The following is a 20,657-nucleotide window of genomic DNA, read 5'->3' as shown; positions in this document are numbered from 1 at the left end:
CAATTTTTTGAATGAGTCTATTGTAGTGATATATCTTTTGGGTCGATACAGAAGAAGAATTTATTCGTAAGGTTCTGAGTTTGTTCAGAACCTTGATAGCCTGTCTTTTTGTTATTCAATCATGGAGAACAAAAAATAACATGTGGGCTTTTAACGACGAGCGCTTTTCGGCCTGAATGCGGCCACAATGGCCTCATTTGTTTCAACATAAGGGCCATCTAATAGCTGAATGCAGTAAGGAACACTGGCAAAAATGCCTGCCACCAGTACATTGCCATTTTCGTCTTTTAAGCCTTCCAGTGTTTCTGCGATAGCTTTAGGTTGTCCCGGAAGATTTAAAATCAGCGCTTGATTGCGGATCACGCCGACTTGTCGGGACAGGATTGCCGTTGGCACAAATTGAAGGCTGATTTGGCGCATTTGTTCCCCAAATCCGGGCATTTCACGATCTGCAATTGCCAATGTTGCATCGGGGGTGACATCACGGCGTGCTGGCCCAGTTCCGCCGGTCGTCAGTACCAGATGGCAACCCAACTCATCCACCAATTCACACAATGTTTGTTCAATCAGGATTTGCTCATCAGGGATCAGACGGGTTTCGATATTAAAGGGCGTGGTGATTGTTTTGGTGAGCCATGTTTCCAGTGCCGGTAGCCCCTTATCCTGATAAATTCCATGGGAAGCCCGATCAGAAACAGACACGAGGCCAATGCGCAATACGTTCATACAAACCTCAATTCACGACAAAAGTAGAGTCAATGTGATGGATGGTGAAATAAAAAAACAAAAGGCGACTTATTATGTGTCGCCTTGATATCAGAAAAAATAGCGTATCGTTGCAGATTACAGCAGATCAGCGATCATGCTCTCAAGTTTACCCTGATCTACGGCAAATTTACGGATACCTTCTGCCAGTTTTTCAGTTGCCATTGCATCTTGGTGATGGCTCCAGTAGAACTCTGCTTCAGTCATTGGGGTCGGACGCGCTTTCGTTTCGCCTTCGTAACCCAATTTGCGCTCTACCTCACCTTCTGTTTCCGATAACTCTTTCAGCAGAGCGGGAGAGATAGTCAGGCGGTCACACCCTGCCAGCGCCAGAATTTCACCGGCGTTACGGAAACTAGCTCCCATCACCACGGTGTGGTAACCGTGTTCTTTGTAATATTGATAAATTTCAGAAACAGAAACTACACCAGGATCTTCATGTGGTGCGAAGTCTTTCTTGTCGCCATTTGCTTTGTACCAGTCAAGGATACGACCAACAAATGGAGAAATCAGGTAGACACCGGCTTCTGCACAAGCGCGGGCTTGGGCAAAGGAGAACAACAACGTCAGGTTACAGTTGATGCCTTCTTTTTCCAGTTGTTCTGCCGCACGGATACCTTGCCATGTGGAAGCCAGTTTGATCAGAATACGATCATTGCTGATGCCCGCTTCGTTGTACAGTTTGATCAGACGTTTTGCTTTCGCTACGCTTGCTTCGGTGTCATAAGACAGGCGAGCATCGACTTCAGTAGAGATACGGCCAGGGATCAGTTTCAGGATCTCCAGACCAATGTTGACAGCCAATTTATCGCTGGCATCAATAAGTTGCTGCTCATGGGAATCACTTTGACCTCGAGCCCAGGCAATGGCTTCATCGATCAGTTGACGATATTCTGGAATTTGAGCTGCATTCAAAATCAGGGAAGGGTTGGTGGTCGCATCTTGCGGCTGGTACAGTTTCATTGCCGCGATATCCCCGGTATCTGCTACGACTGTTGTCAGTTTACGCAGGGAAGTCAGTTTATCGGTCATGTTTAATATCTCATCGTTATACGTAAAATCTTTGGCAACGTTGCCTCGCCATCCAGTGATAATAACATGGTCAAGCGCGGCTGTAAGGTAGGAAAATCCTCTCGCTGAGATTCTCCCCTTTTTGTGCTTTTTTGTTAAAGTGAAGAATGTCTGGATTATCAGGAAAAAAATCATGCTTATTACCATTTCACCGGCAAAGACACTCGATTATGAAAGCCCACTCGCAACCGCGAAATTTAGCCAACCCTTATTATTGGCGGAATCCCAACAACTGATTGAGGTTTGCCGGACGTTAACGCCTGCGCAAATTGCAAGTTTGATGAATATCAGTGATAAATTGGCGGGGTTGAATGCTGCCCGTTTTGGTGAATGGCAGCCCAATTTCACACTAGAAAATGCCCGTCAGGCGATTTTGGCATTTAAGGGCGATGTTTATACTGGTATGCAGGCTGAAACTTTTTCGGCTGACGATGTTGATTTTGCCCAAACACATTTGAGAATTTTATCTGGCTTGTATGGTGTTTTACGTCCTCTTGATTTGATGCAACCTTACCGTCTGGAAATGGGCATTAAGCTGGAAAATCCGCGAGGCAAGGATCTGTATCAGTTTTGGGGCGATCGCATTACTGACAATTTGAATGTGGCACTGGAGCAGCAAGGTGATGATGTTCTGATCAATCTGGCATCTGATGAGTATTTTAAATCAGTCAATACCAAAAAGTTAGCCGCTCAGATTATCAAACCTGTTTTTCTTGATGAAAAAAATGGCAAATATAAAGTGATTAGTTTTTATGCTAAAAAGGCGCGTGGATTGATGAGCCGTTTTATCATTCAGAATCAATTGACTGATCCAGAGCATCTGATGGCGTTTAATCTGGCAGGGTATGCTTTTGATGAATCGCTTTCCAAAGGAAATGAGTGGGTATTTAAGCGGTCAGCGCAGGGTTAATTTCTTCGATAGTTATCACTCCCCCTTTAGGGGAGTGATGTCCTTGCTTAATAGAAAGTCAGTGAGGTTTATTTTGGTGTTTTTTGCAGCAGGAATTCACGCAATGTTGCGAAATCAGCCGGTAAAAAGTGGGATAGCAAAGCCAAATCAGCACGATCTGCCAACTCGACAGGTAAGGGAAGCGGCTGGCCGAGCGTTGCTTCGACACTTTCTTTAAATTTGGCAGGGTGCGCGGTGCCCAGGAACAAACCATATTCTCCTTCCTGTAATTGATCTCGCAGAACACGATAAGCAACAGCCGCGTGTGGTTCTGAAATATAACCGTTTGCTGCCAGTTCACGTAGCGTGTTTTGAGTGGTGGCGTCATCGACAACCCCGCTTGCGAGTTCACTCAGTGACCAACCTTTTTGTGTAAACAAGGCTTCAATGCGTGGCCAGTTATTGGGCTGGCTGACATCCATCGCATTGGAAAGGGTAGCGATGGTTTGATGTGGTTGCCATTGACCTTCCGCCAAATAACGAGGAACGGTGTCGTTAACATTGGTTGCTGCGATAAAACGTTTTACTGGTAACCCCAGTGATTTTGCCAATAACCCGGCGGTCAAATTACCGAAATTGCCACTTGGAACGGAAATAACCAACTGCTCCCGTTTTTCTGCGGGGATTTGTGCTACCGCTTCAAAGTAGTAACAGATTTGTGCCAATAAGCGGCTGATATTAATTGAGTTGGCGGAGTTGAGATGTAAGGCTTGTTTTAATGCTTCGTCATCAAAGGCCTGTTTGACCAACGCTTGACACGCATCAAAATCACCTTTGATGGCAACAGTATGGATATTACCACCCAGAGTACAAAAGAGTTTTTCTTGTAACGGGCTGATTTTTCCTTCGGGATAGAGGATGATAACCTGTACGTTATTTAAACCATAGAAAGCATGGGCAACGGCGGCGCCGGTATCACCGGATGTTGCGGTCAAAATCGTCACGGGCTTTTCTCCCGCGATCTGCGCAAGAATTTGCGCCATGAAACGGCCGCCAAAATCTTTGAAAGCCAGTGTTGGGCCGTGATACAGCTCCAGTGACGCGATATCTTCTTCAACAGCGGTAACGGGTGCTGGAAAGGTGAATGCGTTTTGCACACGGGCAGCCAATTGTTCTGCGGGGATTTCATCGCCAATAAAGGCGGAGAGAATACGTTGACTCCGGCTGACGAAATCCAGTTTCAATAAATCATCGATCTCATCACGACTGAAGGCAGGTAAATCCTGTGGAAAAAAGAGTCCCTGCTGTTTACCCAATCCCTGTTTGACCGCCTGTGAAAAACTGACCTGCTCGCTGCTGTCTTTTAAGTTATATAATTTCATGATTACTTTACCTGTCGTGCGCCTGCGAGATCCAGACGGCAAATATGTACAAAGCCTTCGTCATTCTGTACGTAATGTTGTTGTAGCCATTGCGAAACCTCTTCTGCTACAGCCAGTTCGTTACAAATTGCAAAAATTGTCGGGCCTGAGCCGGAAATGCCGCACGCCAGCGCGCCTAATTTTCTGACGGCATCACGAGCATGGATAAACCCGGGTAAGAGAGGTATGCGATAAGGTTCTGCCACAACATCTTTCATTAATTTGGTGGCGAGTTCTGATTGCCGGGTATGGCAGGCGTGGATAAAACCCGCCAGATGACGCCCATGTTCAATGAGATCTTGACGGACATAATGTGTCGGCAGGATCGCGCGGGCTTCAGATGTCGATACTTTGATACCCGGATAAGCCATGACCCACAACCAATCATCAAATGAGGGAACGGGCAGGCTGACAGCCCCTTCCTGCGACAAAATTAATTGTAACCCGCCTAAATAGCAGGGGGAGACATTATCATAATGAATACTGCCGGAAAGACGCCCCTCTAACTCTCCCATCATGTCCAGTAACTGGTTTTGGTTAAACGGTCGGCCAGCATACTCATTCAATGCCATCAAGCCGGCCACCACGGAACAGGCACTGGAACCCAGTCCCGAACCGATCGGCATATTTTTTTCTAATGTCATGGCCACGGGTAATGGTTTCCCCAGTCGTTGACAAAAAAGCTGCCAGCATTGGTAGACAATATTTTGTGTCGGATCGGCCGGTAATTTACCAACAAATCGTCCTTTGTTATTCAGGCTGAAACGTTCAGCGTCACTGACGGAGACACAATCTCCCAGCAACGAGCCATCAACAGGAGAAACCGCTGCGCCGAGTACATCAAAACCAACGCTAACGTTCCCGATAGAGGCAGGCGCATAAATCCTGACCACCATTAAACCCCCAATTTCCATGATAGAGTGCGTAATATATCAGCAAAAACCCCTGCCGCCGTGACATCATTTCCTGCCCCATAACCCCGTAAGACGAGCGGAATGGGTTGATAATAACGGGTATAAAAAGCCAGCGCATTTTCGCCATTCTTGACTTTATAAAGTGGATCATTGCCATCCACAGAAACTACTTTCACTGTACAGCGGCCGTGTTCAATCAGGCCAACGTAACGTAAAACCTTGCCTTGTTCAGCCGCATCTTGAGCGCGCTGGTTGAATGCCTGATCCAACTGTGGCAAACGTTGCAGGAAATTGCCAACATCGCCACTGGCGTCGAACGAGTCGGGTAAAACGGGTTCAACATGGATATCTTCCAATTCCAGTTCATAACCGGCTTCTCGCGCCAGGATAAGCAACTTGCGGGCAACATCCATACCGGAGAGATCATCCCGTGGATCAGGCTCCGTAAAACCTTTCTCTTTTGCCAGCATGGTTGCTTGTGAAAGCGTCATGCCTTCATCCAGCATACCGAAAATGTAAGATAACGACCCGGACAGAATGCCACTGAATTGGATTAATTCATCACCGGCATTAAGCAGATTCTGTAAGTTCTCAATAACGGGTAACCCGGCGCCTACGTTGGTGTCATACAGAAATTTGCGTTTTGACTTTTCTGCTGCTTGACGGAGTTGATGGTAATACGTCATCGACAACGTATTGGCTTTTTTATTCGGTGTGATAACGTGAAAACCGTCGTTAAGGAAACTGACATATTGTTCCGCAATCGACTGATTAGAAGTACAGTCCACAATGACCGGGTTTAGGAGATGATACTCTTTTTCAAGGCGGATCAACCGGCTCAGACTAAACGGCTCTGTGGCTTCTGACAGTGCTTGCTGCCAGTTATCCAAACAGATACCTTGCATATCCGTCAATAAAGCACGGGAGTTGGCGATGCCACAGACACGCAATTCAATATGTTTCTGTTTGAGCCAGATTTGCTGACGGCGTATTTGCTCGATTAATGCACTTCCTACCCCTCCCACGCCAACAACAAAGACTTCCACAACTTGAGCTGTGTTAAACAGAATTTGGTGGCAGAGTCGGACAGCCGTTGTTGCCGCATTATTTTCAATGACTGCGGAAATGGAGCGTTCAGAAGATCCTTGTGCAATCGCAATGATATTGATGTTCGCGCGAGTCAATGCGGAGAAAAAACGGGCAGAAATGCCTTTCCGGGTACGCATACCATCCCCAACGACAGAGATGATAGTAAGGTTATCCATGACGTCGATAGGATCAAGGACACCGTCTTTCAATTCCAGATAAAATTCTTCTGTTAAGGCTTTTTGTGCTTTCACCAACTCTTTTTGTGGGACACAGAAACTGATGCTGTATTCCGATGAAGACTGTGTGATCAATACGACAGAAATACCTTTACGTGACATGACGGAAAATATCCGTGCTGCCATGCCAACCATCCCTTTCATGCCGGGGCCGGAAACGTTGATCATTGCCATATGATTCAGGTTGGTAATCCCTTTAATCGGCATGTCATGGGCTTTTTGTTCAACATCGGCGGGAGCGTTACCAATAAACGTCCCGGGAGCATCGGGGTTAGCGGTGTTTTTTATCAGGCAAGGAATTTGAAATTGGGCGATAGGGGCGATGGTACGGGGATGAAGGACTTTCGCACCAAAATAAGATAATTCCATCGCTTCCTGGTATGACAGGCTTTTCAGTAAGCGTGCATCCTTAACGACTCTTGGATCACAAGTATAAACACCGTCTACATCCGTCCAGATTTCACAACAATCCGCTTTTAAGCATGCGGCCAGTACCGCCGCTGAATAGTCAGAACCATTGCGCCCGAGGACAACCAATTCGCCATTTTCATTCCCCGCCGTGAAGCCTGCCATTAGGATGATATGGTCAGCAGGAATATTAAGCGCAGCAATGCGTCTGGAAGATTCATGGATATCGACGGTCGATTCGAGAGCGTGCCCATGCGCCAAAATATGTTGGACGGGATCAATGACCGTGACTTTATGTCCACGAGCCTGTAGTACGGCTTCCATGATCGCGATTGACAGCTTCTCACCACGACAGATCAGGGAAGCGTTAATGCTATCCGGGCACTGTTTTAATAAAGCAATACCGTGCAGAGTCTGTTTCAGGCTCGCCAGTTCACGTTCTACCAGCCCTTTCAGACGTTCATAATCAAAACCGGGTTGTCGTGCTTTTAATCCTGACAGTAAATCAGCAAAGATTTGGGTTGCATCGCTCATATTGGAAACAATATCTTGCCCTGCAACCGTTTTTTCAATCATCGCCACCAAATGGTTGGTGATTTTTGCCGGTGCAGAGAGAACCAGGGCAACGGACCCAAGGGATAACTCATTCTCGGTGATATCTGCAACACTCAGTACACGTTGGTCATTCGCAACTGATGTTCCCCCGAATTTCAATACGCGCATTAACGTTCCTCTTTTTGATTTCTGTCCAAAAAAAAGCCCGTATCTTGTGGGATACGGGCTTGTGATTGTGTTCGTGATATGCGTCAGCCCGCCCCGCAACTTAAGGTTCCGGTGGTAATCGTCGTGATGGTGGTTGTCGCGATGATGGCGATATTGCTGAGAACCACTTTTTTCGGGCTGAGACGCTGCATAGTTTCCTGTCTGTCTTTTTAATTTGTTTGACCCTTTATTGGGTAAATTAAATTGTGGTCAATGTCAAATATTTTTTTATGAAAAAGGAGAAAAAACCGTCATTTTCCGTATCGTAATTATTCAAAATGTAACAACATGAACAAATCATTATCTGGTGAGTTATCTTTTACACTAGCATTTAATTTTGGAAAAAACATATTTTGTAATTATTTCATCTTTATGATAAAAACGTGCTGTCTGGATTTTTTTATGCTGCACCAGGCGCTTTAAGCACGGATAAGGCCTCGACATTCATTAACATATTTTATTCAGATTAATAACAAACAGCCTAAATTAAAATTAACAATTACAATGAATGTTAACGTGCTACAATTGGTTTTGATATGTATCAACAAAAGTTAGTTTTTTTAGCAGGCGAGTGCATTACTAGCTGTTATATTGCTGTTAATAGACTAATATAGTGCCTTGTTTAAATCGGGTTTTTTCGGGTATGTACCCTCAGAAAAGCGAAGCTGGCTTTTAGCGTAAAACATATCAACACTTATTTTGGACATAAGCTGGTTTTCTGTGACTCAGAACGAGATCAGTATATTTTTTCTTTTAATAATAACAGCTTGTGTCATACAGATTCTGTTTTTTAGCGATTTTTAGGTAGCAACCATGCAAACCCCGCACATTTTGATTGTTGAAGACGAAATTGTCACACGCAATACCCTTAAAAGCATTTTTGAAGCGGAAGGGTACGTTGTTTATGAAGCCACTGATGGCTCAGAAATGCATAATATTCTGTCAGATAATGATATCAATTTAGTCATTATGGATATCAATCTGCCAGGGAAAAATGGATTACTGCTTGCTCGTGAATTGCGTGAGCAGGTAAATGTCGCTCTGATGTTCTTAACGGGTCGTGACAACGAAGTAGACAAGATCCTGGGTCTCGAAATTGGCGCTGATGATTATATAACCAAACCATTTAACCCGCGTGAATTAACCATTCGTGCGCGGAACTTGCTTTCGCGGACCATGAATCTGAGCCACTCAGGTGAAGAACGTCGTCAGGTTGAAAGTTATAAGTTCAATGGCTGGGAGTTGGACATTAATAGCCGCTCTTTGGTTAGCCCAATGGACGATCAGTACAAACTGCCACGCAGCGAATTCCGGGCGATGCTTCATTTCTGTGAAAATCCAGGAAAAATCCAGACCCGGGCAGAATTGTTGAAAAAAATGACGGGCCGCGAACTGAAACCTCATGATCGTACTGTTGATGTAACAATCCGCCGTATTCGTAAACATTTTGAATCAATACCCGATACGCCAGAAATTATTGCGACCATCCACGGTGAAGGTTATCGTTTTTGTGGTGATTTAGAAGACTAATTGATCCGTGACTGAAAGCGTGATGTTGACTGTGAGAGGCATACCGCTTTAAGTGAGTGTATCAGTGAAAAAAGCCCTGGATGTTTTTTTTACATCAGGGCTTTTTTGATGGTGTGCCTGTTTTGATGTATTAGTTACCCTTTCCACGGCATAATCGGTACGGCACTGATTGCATTTTTAGGGGAACCGTCGATGATTTTGTCAGAATAAGTTAAGTAAATTAGGGAATTACGCTTTTCGTCATAGAAACGGACAACCTGTAATTTTTTAAATACTAAAGAAGTTCGTTTCTGGAAAACGGTTTGTCCCTCTTTAGACGATTCCTTTACCTTATCTGTCAATTCAATCGGGCCGACTTGCTGGCAGGATATGGCTGCATCGGACGTATCTTCTGCTAATCCTAACCCTCCCTTGATCCCACCGGTTTTAGATCTACTTAAATAACAGGTCACATTTTTAATATCAGGATCATCAAAAGCCTCTACGACTATCTTGTTATTAGGGCCAAAAACTTTGAACACGGTACTGACTGAGCCAACTTCTTCAGCATGCAGAATGACTGGAGAAAAAAGTAAGGCTACGGTGATGACTGCTTTTTTCATTACTGTCATATCATCCTACTTGAATTAAATAAATACAGTGAAAATATTTATCATTCACATATAATGTGAATCAATAGTTAAATATTTTTCATCCGGCATGTCTCCAGAATGAAAAGACATAGCATTATAGCTGAATACTTACTCAAGGTTCATTGTCGTTTTTTTCATGTAGATGTCACTATTATCATGTTGAGTGAAATAAATAAAATCTGTGTTTATTTTTTAGGGAAAGTATAGATGTTGATGATTATTCAAACGCCATAAAATATGTTTTTAGTCAGAAACTATGTGTTTTCAAATTAATTAAGTTGCTTTACATTTATATGATTTTCTTTTTGTCTTAATGGCTTAGGGAGATGTATGGATCAAACCAACATCATTCGGGATTTGCTGCGCTGGGTAGATAATAATCTGGATCGTCCATTGTCCCTTGATCATGTTGCAGCAAAAGCGGGTTATTCCAAATGGCATCTACAACGTATGTTCAAGGAGGTAACCGGTCAGGCAATAGGCTCTTATATTCGTGCGAGAAGATTATCCAGAGCTGCCGTTGCATTACGTTTAACCAGCCGTCCTATTTTGGACATTGCCCTACAATATCGCTTTGACTCTCAGCAAACCTTCACCAGAGCTTTCAAAAAACAATTTGATCGGACACCGGCATCCTATCGTCGGAGTGAAGAGTGGTGCGCCGGGGGGATCTGTCCACCTATCTTGCTGGATAACAAGCCTCTGCCAGCGCATAAATTTGTCACATTGGAAGAAAAGCCGCTGATCGGTACTGAGCACACTTGTAGTTATACGCTTGAGCAATGGTCAGATGCTTGTAAAACGATGCGTCATGACTTTTGGATTAACTATCTACAGGATGCTGAGGTTTTACCTCCAAGGCTTTATGGATTACACCATGCTACGCTCAGCACGGAACGCGAGGATGAACAGATGGTACTCTATACGACTGCCATCGAGCCTGAATACGCGACCTTTGATACGCAAGATAGTCGGCCGGTTGTCTTACCGGGGGGAGATTATATTTCATTTAGTTATTTTGGTGAGAAAGAGCAGTTACAAGAGTTCCTTTTTACCATTTATGGTATCTGTTTACCGACACTGAACATCACTCGCAGAAAGGGATATGATGTTGAGCGATATTACCTCACCAACCTTGAATGGAAAAATCTTGGGGATGAGTCCCAAAACCATGTTGTGGAATTTGAGTATCTCATCCCGATTGAGCGTTAGCCTTGTAATTCGTCTAAAGCGGGCATATCCAGATGTGTGATATCGCCCGTTGTTTCAACTATCCAACCTGATGCCAGCCAGGGACTATCCTGATAATCCACCCGCGAGATAGAACAGTTTCTTAACCGCAAGCGACGTTCTGAATTAGCAGGCAGACCCAGAATAGAGCAGACCAAACTGACGAGCGCCATGCCATGACTGACCAACAGTGGACGGCTGCCGACAGGCAGGTTAAGGCAATTTTCCAGTGCGGCGCGCATACGAGTGGAAACTTCATGCATCGATTCACCTTCTGGGATCCGTCCATTTGGTGTACCATCGACAAGACTTTTACGCCAAGACTCTTCTTCTGGTGTGAGGGAGCTCAGTTCACGATTTTCCAGAACGCCCATATGTAGCTCTCGCAGACGTGATTCCAGTATGACGTCGCAGCCGCAAGCCTGAGCGATGATTTCTGCTGTTTGGCGTGCCCGACCCAGGTCACTGGTGATAACATGGGTAATGTTTTCTGATTTGATCCTTTGCGCAACCAGGAGAGCTTGATGCCGACCTGTTTCAGTTAAAGGGCTATCAGATTGCCCCTGAATACGACGAGCTACGTTCCATTCGGTTTCGCCATGACGAACAAGATAGACCTGTAACATAGTTATTTTCCGTTATACTGCATCATGAAATAATTTATAGGATAATTTATTTATATGTACCATGTTATTGCAGCAACAACTAATCCTGCGAAGATAAAAGCGATTAGCCTTGCATTCGATGATGTTTTTGGCCCAGGCACTTATCATATAGAAGATGTCAATGTAGATAGCAGCGTACCTCAGCAACCGATGGGTAATACTGAAACCCGTACTGGTGCCCGCCATCGAGTGATGGCTGCTCGTCAAGTTCGGCCTGAAGCTGATTTCTGGGTTGGGGTTGAAGCAGGAATTGAAGATGACATGACATTTGCCTGGATGGTCGTTGAGCATAAACAAATTCGTGGAGAATCGCGTTCTGCCAGCCTGATGTTGCCTGAAAAAGTGCTGGCGGGCATTCGTGAAGGACGCGAGCTTGGTCATGAAATGGCTTATGTGGCTGGCATCGATAATATCAAGCAAAAAGGCGGTGCAATCGGCTTTTTTACCAACGGTATTCTGACGCGTACCAGCGTTTATCATCAGGCTCTGATACTGGCTCTTGTGCCTATCCATCATGAAATTTACAAAGCGTTGAATAATCAATCTTAACGGCACCGGTCAGTGCTAACCGGATATGCTACATACAATAATCATACGATAGTCTCTGGGGGCACCGTAGGCTGGCCCCACAGAGTGGCATTCGCGTTATCTTATCATGACGACTTCGAATCATCAGTTAATAACTGAACCCCCAGCCACTTTTTAACATGGGCGGGTGCATTTTTTAAACTGTTGGAGCCGCGTGTAATTGTCGCAATCCCGACACCCAACTCGTTTTTCAGTTCACGCTGGCTCATTTGCCCACGCATTAACTCCTGAATGATCCTCACTCGAGTTGATAAAGCCGTGCGTTCATCGGGAGTCAATAATAGCTGTAAAATAGGATGTTGCAAATCTTGCTCAAATGCGGTTTGTAACAATCTGACAAAAGTGAGCCAGTCGTCTCCATCTTCTGGAGCCAGGGCCGGATCAATCAAGTGATTAGGTGTCATAATTAACTGCCATACTCTATTAGCTGCCATACTATCTAACTAGTACGGCAGCATATCACATTTATCTGCGAAGTTAATCACGTCGACGTTAATCACGTCGAATTTAATCACGCCGCAGTTAATAACGACGAAGTTAATAACGTCTTTGCCACTCGTTATTTGTCAGGACATTCGTCATTTTCCCCATAAAATGATGGTAGAACAAATCATAGGCCAGAACGTTTTTGACATAATTGCGTGTTTCAGAAAAAGGAATACTCTCAATAAAGGCGACGGGGTCAACATTACCGGAGGTATTCGCCAACCAACGCTCAACATTTGTCGGGCCGGCATTATACGCGGCGCTGGCAAGAATGCGGTTATTATCAAAACGTTGGTAAAGTGAGTCCAGATAGGCGGTGCCAATTTTAATATTGGTGATAGGATCAAATAATTGGTTGTTGCTGATATAACCCTGAATTTTATTGCGCTTGACGATATGCTCAGCGGTTTTGGGCATGATCTGCATTAAGCCACTGGCTCCTTTGGCAGAACGGGCTTGTGGATTCCATGCACTTTCCTGACGGGCAATGGCCATAGCATAACTGCGTGAAATACTTTTATCGGATGTGAGATGTGTAAATGCATTTTCCCACGCCAGTGGGAAACGTTCTTCGAGATAATCCCACATTTTTCCGGTAATGGTTGCTTGTACACTGAATGCTGGCCAGTGTTGCTCAAACGCATAACGGGCTAACTGTTCTTGTTTTACGCGATCTTGCGAAGAAACCAAACGAACCCATTCTGAGCGGGCAAAGCCGTCCATATTCCAATACAGTAACTCTCGAATACGCTTAATTTCCGGCATGTTGGCGATAGCACTGTCGGGCTTTTCTGCTTTATTGATAAGTAGAGGGTAAGCGATTTTTAATTTCTGGGCGGCGGCCATGGGATAAAAACCACGAGATTGGATTAAGTTATGTAATATCGCGTTGCCTTCTGCGGTTTTTCCTTGGTTGAGGAGAATCATCGCTCGCCAATATTGCCATTCCTCTTTTTGCCATATTTGGTGAGGTAGCAGTGCAATCCATTCTTTAAGGCCGGCATGATCATTATGTTGTAATGCCAGGCGAGTACGCCGCTCAAGTAACGTGGTTGAGTGAGAATTACGGATTGTATCATCTCGCCATTTTGCCAGTTCTGGTGTGACGTTTCCCATCAATTGCCATGCGACGGTATCTTTTAATTGCTGTCTCTCAGTGTCGTTCATTTTTTGTGCTTTGGCGAGCACCGGAACACGATTGATAGCCCGTTCAGCATTCATGCGGGCAAACCGAGAAAAGGCTGACAGGATTATTGAACGAGTAAAATCAGTGGGAGTGGTGGTGGCAAATTGTTCAATCGATGCAGGATCATGTTGCAGTTTTATCAAACTAGCACCCAGACGTTGATCGTTCAAAGGTAAACGCTTGGCAAGATAAGTCAGCAGTGTCGGGTTATTGCTTTTCATGGCCAATTGGATGCGTTGCAGGATTAAATCTGGAGAAAGGTGCCCCGCTTGCTCCCAGACATTGAATAATTTATTGCAGTTATCAGGCAATGAGTTGCTGCTTAGCCAAATTTCTTGAGCTCCCTGCCAGGCAACTTGCTGGTGTCCAGTTGCCCATTGAGCAAAGTAATAATGACAGCGCCCTACTACTGAACTTGGTGGAGTGGGGCTAAATGCCAGAATTCCGCGCCAGTCCCCCTCGTTAGCCAGTGTATTGATAAATTGAGACGTCAGTAAACGTACGGGGGGCAGAGTAGGGTGAGTATTAATAAAATGCTGTACCTGCTGGGGTGTTGCTGTTGCTAACGTCTGGGATAATTGACGATATTCGAGATAAGGGTAGAGAGGGTAATCTTTCAGCGTTGGCATCAGACGTTTCACTTCGGCCATATTTTTTACTTTCCATGCTCGCTCTATTTCTTGAAACCGCTGACGTTGGGCATCCAGAGAGTTCGCCTGTGCCATCCCAGCAAAAAGAGAAACTACACTTACTGCCATTACGTAATACTGCCACTTACTCATTGCCACATCTCTCCAGAAAGCTACTGCTCATGCCTGAATTTACAGTGCCCAAATGTATTGGCACAGCGTATTGTCAAAATATAGTGTAATTATAACCATATTATTGATATACGTTATTGCAATTAAGGGGTTGTCGCATTAATGGGGGAATGGATAATATGTCGTTTTTTTCTATCAACCAACTGCATGAAAATGACTCAAAATGATTTAGCACGCGATCTTTCTGTTAATGCGACAGAACCCTGTAAGGTGCTTCGGTAAATGGTGAAGGGTAATAAACCTGGGATTTGTTTAAGAAGGGAACTAAAGCGCCTGAGGCACGAGTAAAGTTTTTGCTAAAGAAAACAAAATCGTGGAGATCCTCAGGCATGATGAACCTCATTTTATTCCACATGAGCCATTATCGTGATACCGCGGGTCTCATTGCTTATATATTCCAACCTAAAAAATCGAGCTTGAATTTACAGGATAATGATATCGTTATTCTTAAACGAAGCTGAGATTAACTACAAATTTAAAAATCGATATATTCTTTCGTTTTTGAATATAGAATCGGTTGTTCAAAACCTGGCATTGTAATGCCGTTCATATCAATTCTGACTTCATCTTCGTTCAGTGCATGTTGCCCAAAAAGATAAATCACGTTTAATTCGCCCCGCGATGCCGCCGTATCGTAAGTGCTTACCTGCTGCCGCACCTGTCGATTACGCTGCTGGTAATCGGCAAAAACCTGCTCGCCATACCGTTTTCGCAACCATTTCACCGTCAGATGTGGCGAGTAAACCACACCGGTAGCGTTATTTCCGCCAAATCCTTTCGAATTAATAAAGGCAATTTGCGTCTGTTCAGTTGATAATGCCTGGTCCTGCATCGAGATCATCAGACGTGCGTCATTCACTTGTGGTGAAATATGCGACACACTTTTAATCCCCGGCAAAATTCCATAATGGAATGTACCCAAACAGCTAATTAACTGGTCACCGCTGGCAGGTCCCAACGAGTGACCCAGATAAGATTTTACGGCGGTGACCGGCCAGTGATGGATGGAGAACGCCTCTGCAACCCGGTCAAAAATTTCCGCTTCGGAAACGCAATTCTTCGGCGTGCTGGAGCCATGCGCTTGAATAAAAGAACCCGTCTGTACGGTGTCCAGCCCGGCCATTGTGACCGCAGAAGCCACCGCTTTCGCCATGGTGATGTAGTTACCCGGCCCCGGCGAGGCAATAGAACGCTTATAACCGTCGGCATTGATGAAAACATCACTCACCGAACCGTGAATTTCCGCCCCCAACTGCAGAGCAAGTTCATCATCCATCAGCACGATATACTGGCTGGATTCAGCCATGACAAAACCACAACTGTTGCCAAACGGTCGGCTGCTGTTGCGCCAGTCCGCCGTCGCCGTTTCGTCGACACGGCGAAGTTTACTTTCCGTCGCCAACGCCCCCATCGCATCGAAGCCTTCGATCACTTCCGGAGTGATCGGTGCTTCCGCGCTTCCAACAATCGCCACGCGGATCCTACCGGCCTTAATGTCTTCAACTGCTGCATTCAGGTTGTAAAGAAACGTGGCACAGGCACCCAGGGTTGCGCTGGTATGACCCACGTTGCCAAGTACATAGGCATTTAAAAAATCGGCGCACATACTATTCAGTCCCAACGGGCACTGCTTGGCGCTGACTCGATGCCCCTTCAGGCGTGATTGCAGCATACCGCCAAAACCATAATCATCGAGCTGACCCATAATATTGCCGGAATAGACGCCTAATTGATCTGGCGCTATCACTGCACGTATTTCACTCCACGGGATACCAAGTGCATTAATGGCATCGGATGCCCCAACAATCGCCATTTGCAACGCGCGTGGATGAAACTGAGAATTGTAGTGTTCGCCAGGCCGGAATCCCTGTGGTAATTGGCCCGCCCCCTGAACCTCCGTGCGTAATCTCACATCGACTTTGCACGTCATCTCGCCCTGCACGGTTACGCGCAACTTATCGTCGGTTAGTGGCTCGACAAACCACCCCTGTGGCAGAGGATCAGGTAATTGTCGGGAGGGTAACTCAAAACTAAAGGGACTCGCGCCCGAGGCCATATTTAGTCGGGCATGGCTGGCGATGGCATCAACATCAAAATAGTTCTTGTCGATCTTTCTTATCAATGTACCTTCCAACACCGCGTACTTTATCTGCTCCGTCGCCTGCCCAGCCGATAATTTTTTGTTATGCATGTCACGATAGCCATTGTTGTCACACCTAAGCAATCCCATTAATACAGCTAATGATAATAGTGTTTCCTGACGTTGATCTTCAGTCAAAGACTCTATTACCATACGACGAAACGCATGATGTGAAGAACTTCTACCAGCAGGGCAAAAGCCACCAAATGCAGTTATGACAGGTAACCTAACCATAGAACATCCTAATCTTGTCATGACATAGACATCAGTCATTCACACTATGAGATTTACAATTTTAGTTTACAAACTATTAGTAAAACTTAATATGTAAATAAGGACAACATATAGGTGTTTTTGGCCAGACAAGTGGAAAAACTTAATAGTAAAATAATGAGCAAGGTATTAATAATCAATAAATGAAAAAGATAACGATCGGCTTTTTACTGTGTGAGAATATGTTAAGCTCGGGTCTCTGCTTACCAATAGAAATGTGGAAATCAGCAGCCAGCCGCTATTTTTCTGAGCAAAAAGTACTCTTTCCTAAAGAAAATAAGAATTCTTCTAAACTACGTAAACCAGATGATCTACTCACCATCCGAATGATCGGGGTTAATAACAATCCCATCCCTACATATAGTCGTTTTAATCTCATTGCTGATACTATGTTAACGGATGATATAGATTATAATATTATTTACATTCCCGCCTTATGGCGAAATCCCCGCCCTGTTGTTAAACGTAATATTGCCATTACGCAGTGGTTGTCAGCCCAGTCAGAAAAAGGAACCTGTATAACCGCTGTCGGTACAGGATGTTGTTTCCTCGCAGACGCGCGACTATTGGATAATAAACCAGCAACGACTCACTGGCACTATTTCAAGCAATTCGCACGTGACTATCCATCTGTTCATTTAAAAACAGAACATTTTATTACAAAAGCGGATAATATTTTTTGTGCGGCCAGTGTAAAAGCGCTTTCCGATCTCACTATACACTTTATTGAGACTTTTTACGGGGAACAAGTCGCTAATCATACACAACGTACATTTTTCCATGAGATCCGCAGTAATGTTGAGCGTCATTGTTATAGTGATAAAAATAAATTTCATCCAGATGAGGATATTATTCAAATTCAAATGTGGATGAAAGATAACTGCATGACTGGCGAGCCAATGCAAATGCAAAAACTTGCGGATATAGCTGGCATGAGCCTACGAAACTTCAATCGTCGCTTTAAAAATGCAACAGACATGTCTCCTTTACAATATTTACTGAAAGTTAGAATTGACTATGCAATTGATTTTTTGCAATTAACAAATTTGACTGTTCAGGAAATTGCCGCCTTAGTTGGTTATCAAGATATGACGAATTTTAATCGCCACTTCAAACGTAGAGCAGGTGTTTCTCCGAGGGATTATCGCAAAACGGTACGTGCAAAAATGTTTCATGCCGAACGATAGGAACCGGATAAATCGAGATATTCACCTCCAGTTGCATGAGAGCCAGAGGGACTCGATTAGTTACTCCGTTTAGTCGTTTCCCTCGTGACTTATCCTTCGATCAGACTACCCGCCGAGAATGACCTAAATTTAATCCTAATGAGGTAGTATGTGAGACATAAAAACACGATACCTAAAATTTAGGGTAAAATACGTCATTTAAGCCCTACAAGCGCAAACTATTTTTAAATTTCCTTAACAATCAAAAGGTAAACTACATTGGCTCAATATGTTTATAGTATGCACCGGGTGGGTAAAATCGTTCCCCCGAAAAGGCATATTCTGAAAAATATTTCTCTGAGTTTTTTCCCTGGAGCAAAAATCGGTGTTCTCGGCCTGAATGGTGCGGGTAAGTCGACCTTACTGCGCATCATGGCGGGGATTGATAAAGATATTGAGGGAGAAGCTCGCCCACAACCAGGGATTAAAATTGGCTATTTACCTCAGGAACCCAAACTGAATCATGAACATACTGTTCGTGAGGCAGTGGAAGAAGCGGTTAGCGAAGTCAAAAATGCCCTGACTCGCCTTGATGAAGTCTATGCTGCTTATGCTGATCCGGATGCAGATTTCGATAAGCTGGCAAAAGAACAAGGTGAATTGGAAGCAATCATCCAATCTCATGACGGACACAATCTGGAAAATCAGCTTGAAAGGGCGGCGAATGCCCTGCGCCTGCCTGCATGGGATGCCAAGATTGAACACCTGTCCGGTGGTGAACGTCGCCGTGTCGCAATTTGTCGGTTGCTGCTGGAAAAACCCGACATGCTGCTGCTTGACGAACCAACTAACCATCTTGATGCTGAATCTGTCGCTTGGTTGGAGCGTTTCCTGCACGATTACGAAGGGACTGTCGTTGCGATTACCCATGACCGTTATTTCCTGGACAACGTTGCTGGTTGGATCTTGGAACTTGACCGTGGTGAGGGTATTCCGTGGGAAGGTAACTACTCCTCATGGCTGGAGCAAAAAGATGCTCGTCTGGCACAGGAAGCTGCGTCAGAAGCGGCTCGCCGTAAATCCATTGAGAAAGAGCTTGAGTGGGTTCGCCAAAATCCGAAGGGACGTCAGGCAAAAGGGAAGGCTCGTCTGGCTCGCTTTGAAGAACTGAATAATGTTGAGTATCAGAAGCGCAATGAAACCAGTGAATTGTTCATTCCACCTGGCCCACGTTTGGGTGACAAGGTGTTGGATGTCACCGATCTGACCAAATCCTATGGTGATCGTGTTCTGATCGACAACTTGAGTTTCTCTTTGCCGAAAGGGGCGATTGTTGGGATTATCGGTCCGAATGGGGCGGGTAAATCAACCCTGTTCCGTATGTTATCTGGTCAAGAGCAGCCTGATTCCGGATCAATTACATTAGGTGAAACCGTTAAATTAGCGTCTGTTGATCAGTTCCGCGATGATATGGATGATAAAAAAACGGTTTGGGAAGAAGTTTCTGGTGGGCAAGATATCATGCGCATTGGCAACTTTGAGATCCCAAGCCGTGCCTACGTTGGCCGCTTTAATTTCAAAGGCGTAGATCAAGGTAAACGTGTTGGCGAATTGTCGGGTGGTGAGCGTGGTCGCTTGCATTTAGCCAAATTGCTGCAAGTTGGCGGCAACATGTTGCTGCTCGATGAACCAACCAACGATTTGGATATTGAAACGCTGCGGGCTTTGGAAAACGCTTTGTTGGAGTTCCCGGGTTGTGCCATGGTTATTTCCCATGACCGTTGGTTCCTTGACCGTATTGCGACACACATCATTGATTACCAGGACGAAGGTAAGGTGACTTTCTTTGAAGGGAACTTTAGCGAATACGAAGATTACAAGAAGAGGACGATGGGAGCGGAAGCCCTGGAGCCTCATCGTATTAAGTATAAAAAGATCAGTAAATAAACCTATTGATCGTGGTAGCAGTTTATCACGTTGATTCATAGAAAAAACGGCTTGCTATCAGGTAATGCCGCTCGCTTAAGCGCGAGCGGTTCTCTTTTTATCGGGATAGCGGTGTGCTTTGGGAGGAGGGTTCAATCGTTATTGACAGATCATGACGAATGCTCGATAACAATCGTTCCTATTTCTGGATTGCTGAAACTGATAATATAATCCAACCTAAATTCTCGGGATCCCTCGTTTGAATCCATGAGGAGATATTCAATTTTTTTTCTTAAAATCAGCTTATTCGCTTTCCCGTTAAATATCTCACCATCCCGTAATTGGAGATGCAAATGCAGATGGCGCTGGCACGCTAGCTCAAGGCTATCGTAATCATCACAGTTAATTGGTTGATATACTTCGTTATCTATAGACATATTCGCTCACCACTATGTTCAG

General features: G+C 44.8%; 17 protein-coding genes and 1 other annotated feature. Of the genes, 6 read left to right on the top strand and 11 right to left on the bottom strand.

Annotated elements, in window-relative coordinates; all coding sequences use genetic code 11:
• Positions 1–150 precede the first annotated feature (150 nt).
• A complete protein-coding gene (mog, locus tag XPG1_RS12675) occupies positions 151–726 on the bottom strand; it encodes a molybdopterin adenylyltransferase (RefSeq protein WP_045959375.1) in 576 nt (191 codons plus the stop codon).
• 117 nt (positions 727–843) lie between these two features.
• Entirely contained in the window at positions 844–1,797 is a 954-nt protein-coding gene (gene tal, locus XPG1_RS12670) for a transaldolase (protein ID WP_045960750.1), read from the bottom strand.
• A 172-nt stretch (positions 1,798–1,969) separates the two neighbouring features.
• On the opposite strand from tal, the gene yaaA reads away from it, so the two are divergent.
• On the top strand, positions 1,970–2,746 hold the full coding sequence (gene yaaA, locus XPG1_RS12665; protein ID WP_045959374.1) for a peroxide stress protein YaaA: 777 nt from the start codon (positions 1,970–1,972) through the stop codon (positions 2,744–2,746).
• Positions 2,747–2,814: 68 nt separating this feature from the next.
• Here yaaA and thrC read toward each other — a convergent pair whose 3' ends face one another.
• The 3 genes from thrC to thrA are packed head-to-tail and all read right to left on the bottom strand — an operon-like array spanning position 2,815 to position 7,516.
• Positions 2,815–4,107 carry a threonine synthase gene (thrC, locus tag XPG1_RS12660; protein ID WP_045959373.1) on the bottom strand — a complete coding sequence of 431 codons (1,293 nt, stop codon included), beginning with the start codon at positions 4,105–4,107 and terminating at the stop codon, positions 2,815–2,817.
• Between the two features lie 2 nt (positions 4,108–4,109).
• Positions 4,110–5,039: a homoserine kinase gene (gene thrB, locus XPG1_RS12655; RefSeq protein ID WP_157879566.1), complete on the bottom strand. Its 930-nt coding sequence runs from the start codon at positions 5,037–5,039 to the stop codon at positions 4,110–4,112.
• Between the two features lie 2 nt (positions 5,040–5,041).
• Positions 5,042–7,516 (bottom strand): bifunctional aspartate kinase/homoserine dehydrogenase I, encoded by a 2,475-nt coding sequence (gene thrA, locus XPG1_RS12650; RefSeq protein WP_045959371.1) that lies wholly within the window; start codon positions 7,514–7,516, stop codon positions 5,042–5,044.
• A 26-nt stretch (positions 7,517–7,542) separates the two neighbouring features.
• Positions 7,543–7,662, bottom strand: a sequence feature (Thr leader region).
• Positions 7,663–8,368: 706 nt separating this feature from the next.
• On the opposite strand from thrA, the gene arcA reads away from it, so the two are divergent.
• A complete protein-coding gene (gene arcA / locus XPG1_RS12645; RefSeq protein ID WP_045959370.1) occupies positions 8,369–9,085 on the top strand; it encodes a two-component system response regulator ArcA in 717 nt (238 codons plus the stop codon).
• A 134-nt stretch (positions 9,086–9,219) separates the two neighbouring features.
• Here the strand turns inward: arcA and creA are convergent, their stop codons facing one another.
• Entirely contained in the window at positions 9,220–9,696 is a 477-nt protein-coding gene (gene creA, locus XPG1_RS12640) for a protein CreA (RefSeq protein WP_084717316.1), read from the bottom strand.
• A 351-nt stretch (positions 9,697–10,047) separates the two neighbouring features.
• On the opposite strand from creA, the gene robA reads away from it, so the two are divergent.
• On the top strand, positions 10,048–10,929 hold the full coding sequence (gene robA / locus XPG1_RS12635; protein WP_045959368.1) for an MDR efflux pump AcrAB transcriptional activator RobA: 882 nt from the start codon (positions 10,048–10,050) through the stop codon (positions 10,927–10,929).
• Here the strand turns inward: robA and gpmB are convergent.
• Complete coding sequence (gene gpmB, locus XPG1_RS12630; RefSeq protein WP_045959367.1) at positions 10,926–11,573, bottom strand: 2,3-diphosphoglycerate-dependent phosphoglycerate mutase GpmB; 648 nt, start codon at positions 11,571–11,573, stop codon at positions 10,926–10,928. The two genes, robA and gpmB, sit on opposite strands and share 4 nt — an antisense overlap.
• 54 nt (positions 11,574–11,627) lie before the next feature.
• On the opposite strand from gpmB, the gene yjjX reads away from it, so the two are divergent.
• Positions 11,628–12,161 carry an inosine/xanthosine triphosphatase gene (gene yjjX, locus XPG1_RS12625; RefSeq protein WP_045959366.1) on the top strand — a complete coding sequence of 178 codons (534 nt, stop codon included), beginning with the start codon at positions 11,628–11,630 and terminating at the stop codon, positions 12,159–12,161.
• 104 nt (positions 12,162–12,265) lie between these two features.
• Here the strand turns inward: yjjX and trpR are convergent, their stop codons facing one another.
• From trpR to XPG1_RS12610, 3 genes are all read right to left on the bottom strand, one after another.
• Positions 12,266–12,604 (bottom strand): trp operon repressor, encoded by a 339-nt coding sequence (trpR, locus tag XPG1_RS12620; RefSeq protein ID WP_045959365.1) that lies wholly within the window; start codon positions 12,602–12,604, stop codon positions 12,266–12,268.
• Between the two features lie 133 nt (positions 12,605–12,737).
• Complete coding sequence (gene sltY, locus XPG1_RS12615) at positions 12,738–14,654, bottom strand: murein transglycosylase (RefSeq protein WP_045959364.1); 1,917 nt, start codon at positions 14,652–14,654, stop codon at positions 12,738–12,740.
• Between the two features lie 514 nt (positions 14,655–15,168).
• Positions 15,169–17,067 (bottom strand): beta-ketoacyl synthase, encoded by a 1,899-nt coding sequence (locus tag XPG1_RS12610; RefSeq protein WP_045959363.1) that lies wholly within the window; start codon positions 17,065–17,067, stop codon positions 15,169–15,171.
• Between the two features lie 209 nt (positions 17,068–17,276).
• On the opposite strand from XPG1_RS12610, the gene XPG1_RS12605 reads away from it, so the two are divergent.
• Complete coding sequence (locus XPG1_RS12605) at positions 17,277–18,293, top strand: GlxA family transcriptional regulator (RefSeq protein WP_436286831.1); 1,017 nt, start codon at positions 17,277–17,279, stop codon at positions 18,291–18,293.
• A gap of 258 nt (positions 18,294–18,551) precedes the next feature.
• Positions 18,552–20,219, top strand: coding sequence for an energy-dependent translational throttle protein EttA (gene ettA, locus XPG1_RS12600; protein ID WP_045959361.1), 1,668 nt, complete (start codon positions 18,552–18,554; stop codon positions 20,217–20,219).
• 149 nt (positions 20,220–20,368) lie between these two features.
• On the opposite strand, the gene rof is transcribed toward ettA, so the two are convergent.
• Entirely contained in the window at positions 20,369–20,635 is a 267-nt protein-coding gene (rof, locus tag XPG1_RS12595) for a Rho-binding antiterminator (protein WP_045959360.1), read from the bottom strand.
• Positions 20,636–20,657: the final 22 nt, after the last annotated feature.

The sequence above is a fragment of the Xenorhabdus poinarii G6 genome, assembly GCF_000968175.1.
Taxonomy (GTDB): Bacteria; Pseudomonadota; Gammaproteobacteria; order Enterobacterales; family Enterobacteriaceae; genus Xenorhabdus; species Xenorhabdus poinarii.
Note: the sequence above shows the minus strand (reverse complement) of the source record. Positions and strands in the feature narration are given on the sequence as shown.

Bases quoted from the DNA above. Each gene is read 5' to 3' on its own strand.
- thrC (WP_045959373.1), bottom strand. From the start codon at position 4,107: ATGAAATTATATAACTTAAAAGACAGCAGCGAGCAGGTCAGTTTTTCA.
- mog (WP_045959375.1), bottom strand. From the start codon at position 726: ATGAACGTATTGCGCATTGGCCTCGTGTCTGTTTCTGATCGGGCTTCC.
- tal (WP_045960750.1), bottom strand. From the start codon at position 1,797: ATGACCGATAAACTGACTTCCCTGCGTAAACTGACAACAGTCGTAGCA.
- trpR (WP_045959365.1), bottom strand. From the start codon at position 12,604: ATGACACCTAATCACTTGATTGATCCGGCCCTGGCTCCAGAAGATGGA.
- XPG1_RS12610 (WP_045959363.1), bottom strand. From the start codon at position 17,067: ATGGTTAGGTTACCTGTCATAACTGCATTTGGTGGCTTTTGCCCTGCT.
- creA (WP_084717316.1), bottom strand. From the start codon at position 9,696: ATGACAGTAATGAAAAAAGCAGTCATCACCGTAGCCTTACTTTTTTCT.
- robA (WP_045959368.1), top strand. From the start codon at position 10,048: ATGGATCAAACCAACATCATTCGGGATTTGCTGCGCTGGGTAGATAAT.
- sltY (WP_045959364.1), bottom strand. From the start codon at position 14,654: ATGAGTAAGTGGCAGTATTACGTAATGGCAGTAAGTGTAGTTTCTCTT.
- arcA (WP_045959370.1), top strand. From the start codon at position 8,369: ATGCAAACCCCGCACATTTTGATTGTTGAAGACGAAATTGTCACACGC.
- gpmB (WP_045959367.1), bottom strand. From the start codon at position 11,573: ATGTTACAGGTCTATCTTGTTCGTCATGGCGAAACCGAATGGAACGTA.
- rof (WP_045959360.1), bottom strand. From the start codon at position 20,635: ATGTCTATAGATAACGAAGTATATCAACCAATTAACTGTGATGATTAC.
- thrA (WP_045959371.1), bottom strand. From the start codon at position 7,516: ATGCGCGTATTGAAATTCGGGGGAACATCAGTTGCGAATGACCAACGT.
- yaaA (WP_045959374.1), top strand. From the start codon at position 1,970: ATGCTTATTACCATTTCACCGGCAAAGACACTCGATTATGAAAGCCCA.
- yjjX (WP_045959366.1), top strand. From the start codon at position 11,628: ATGTACCATGTTATTGCAGCAACAACTAATCCTGCGAAGATAAAAGCG.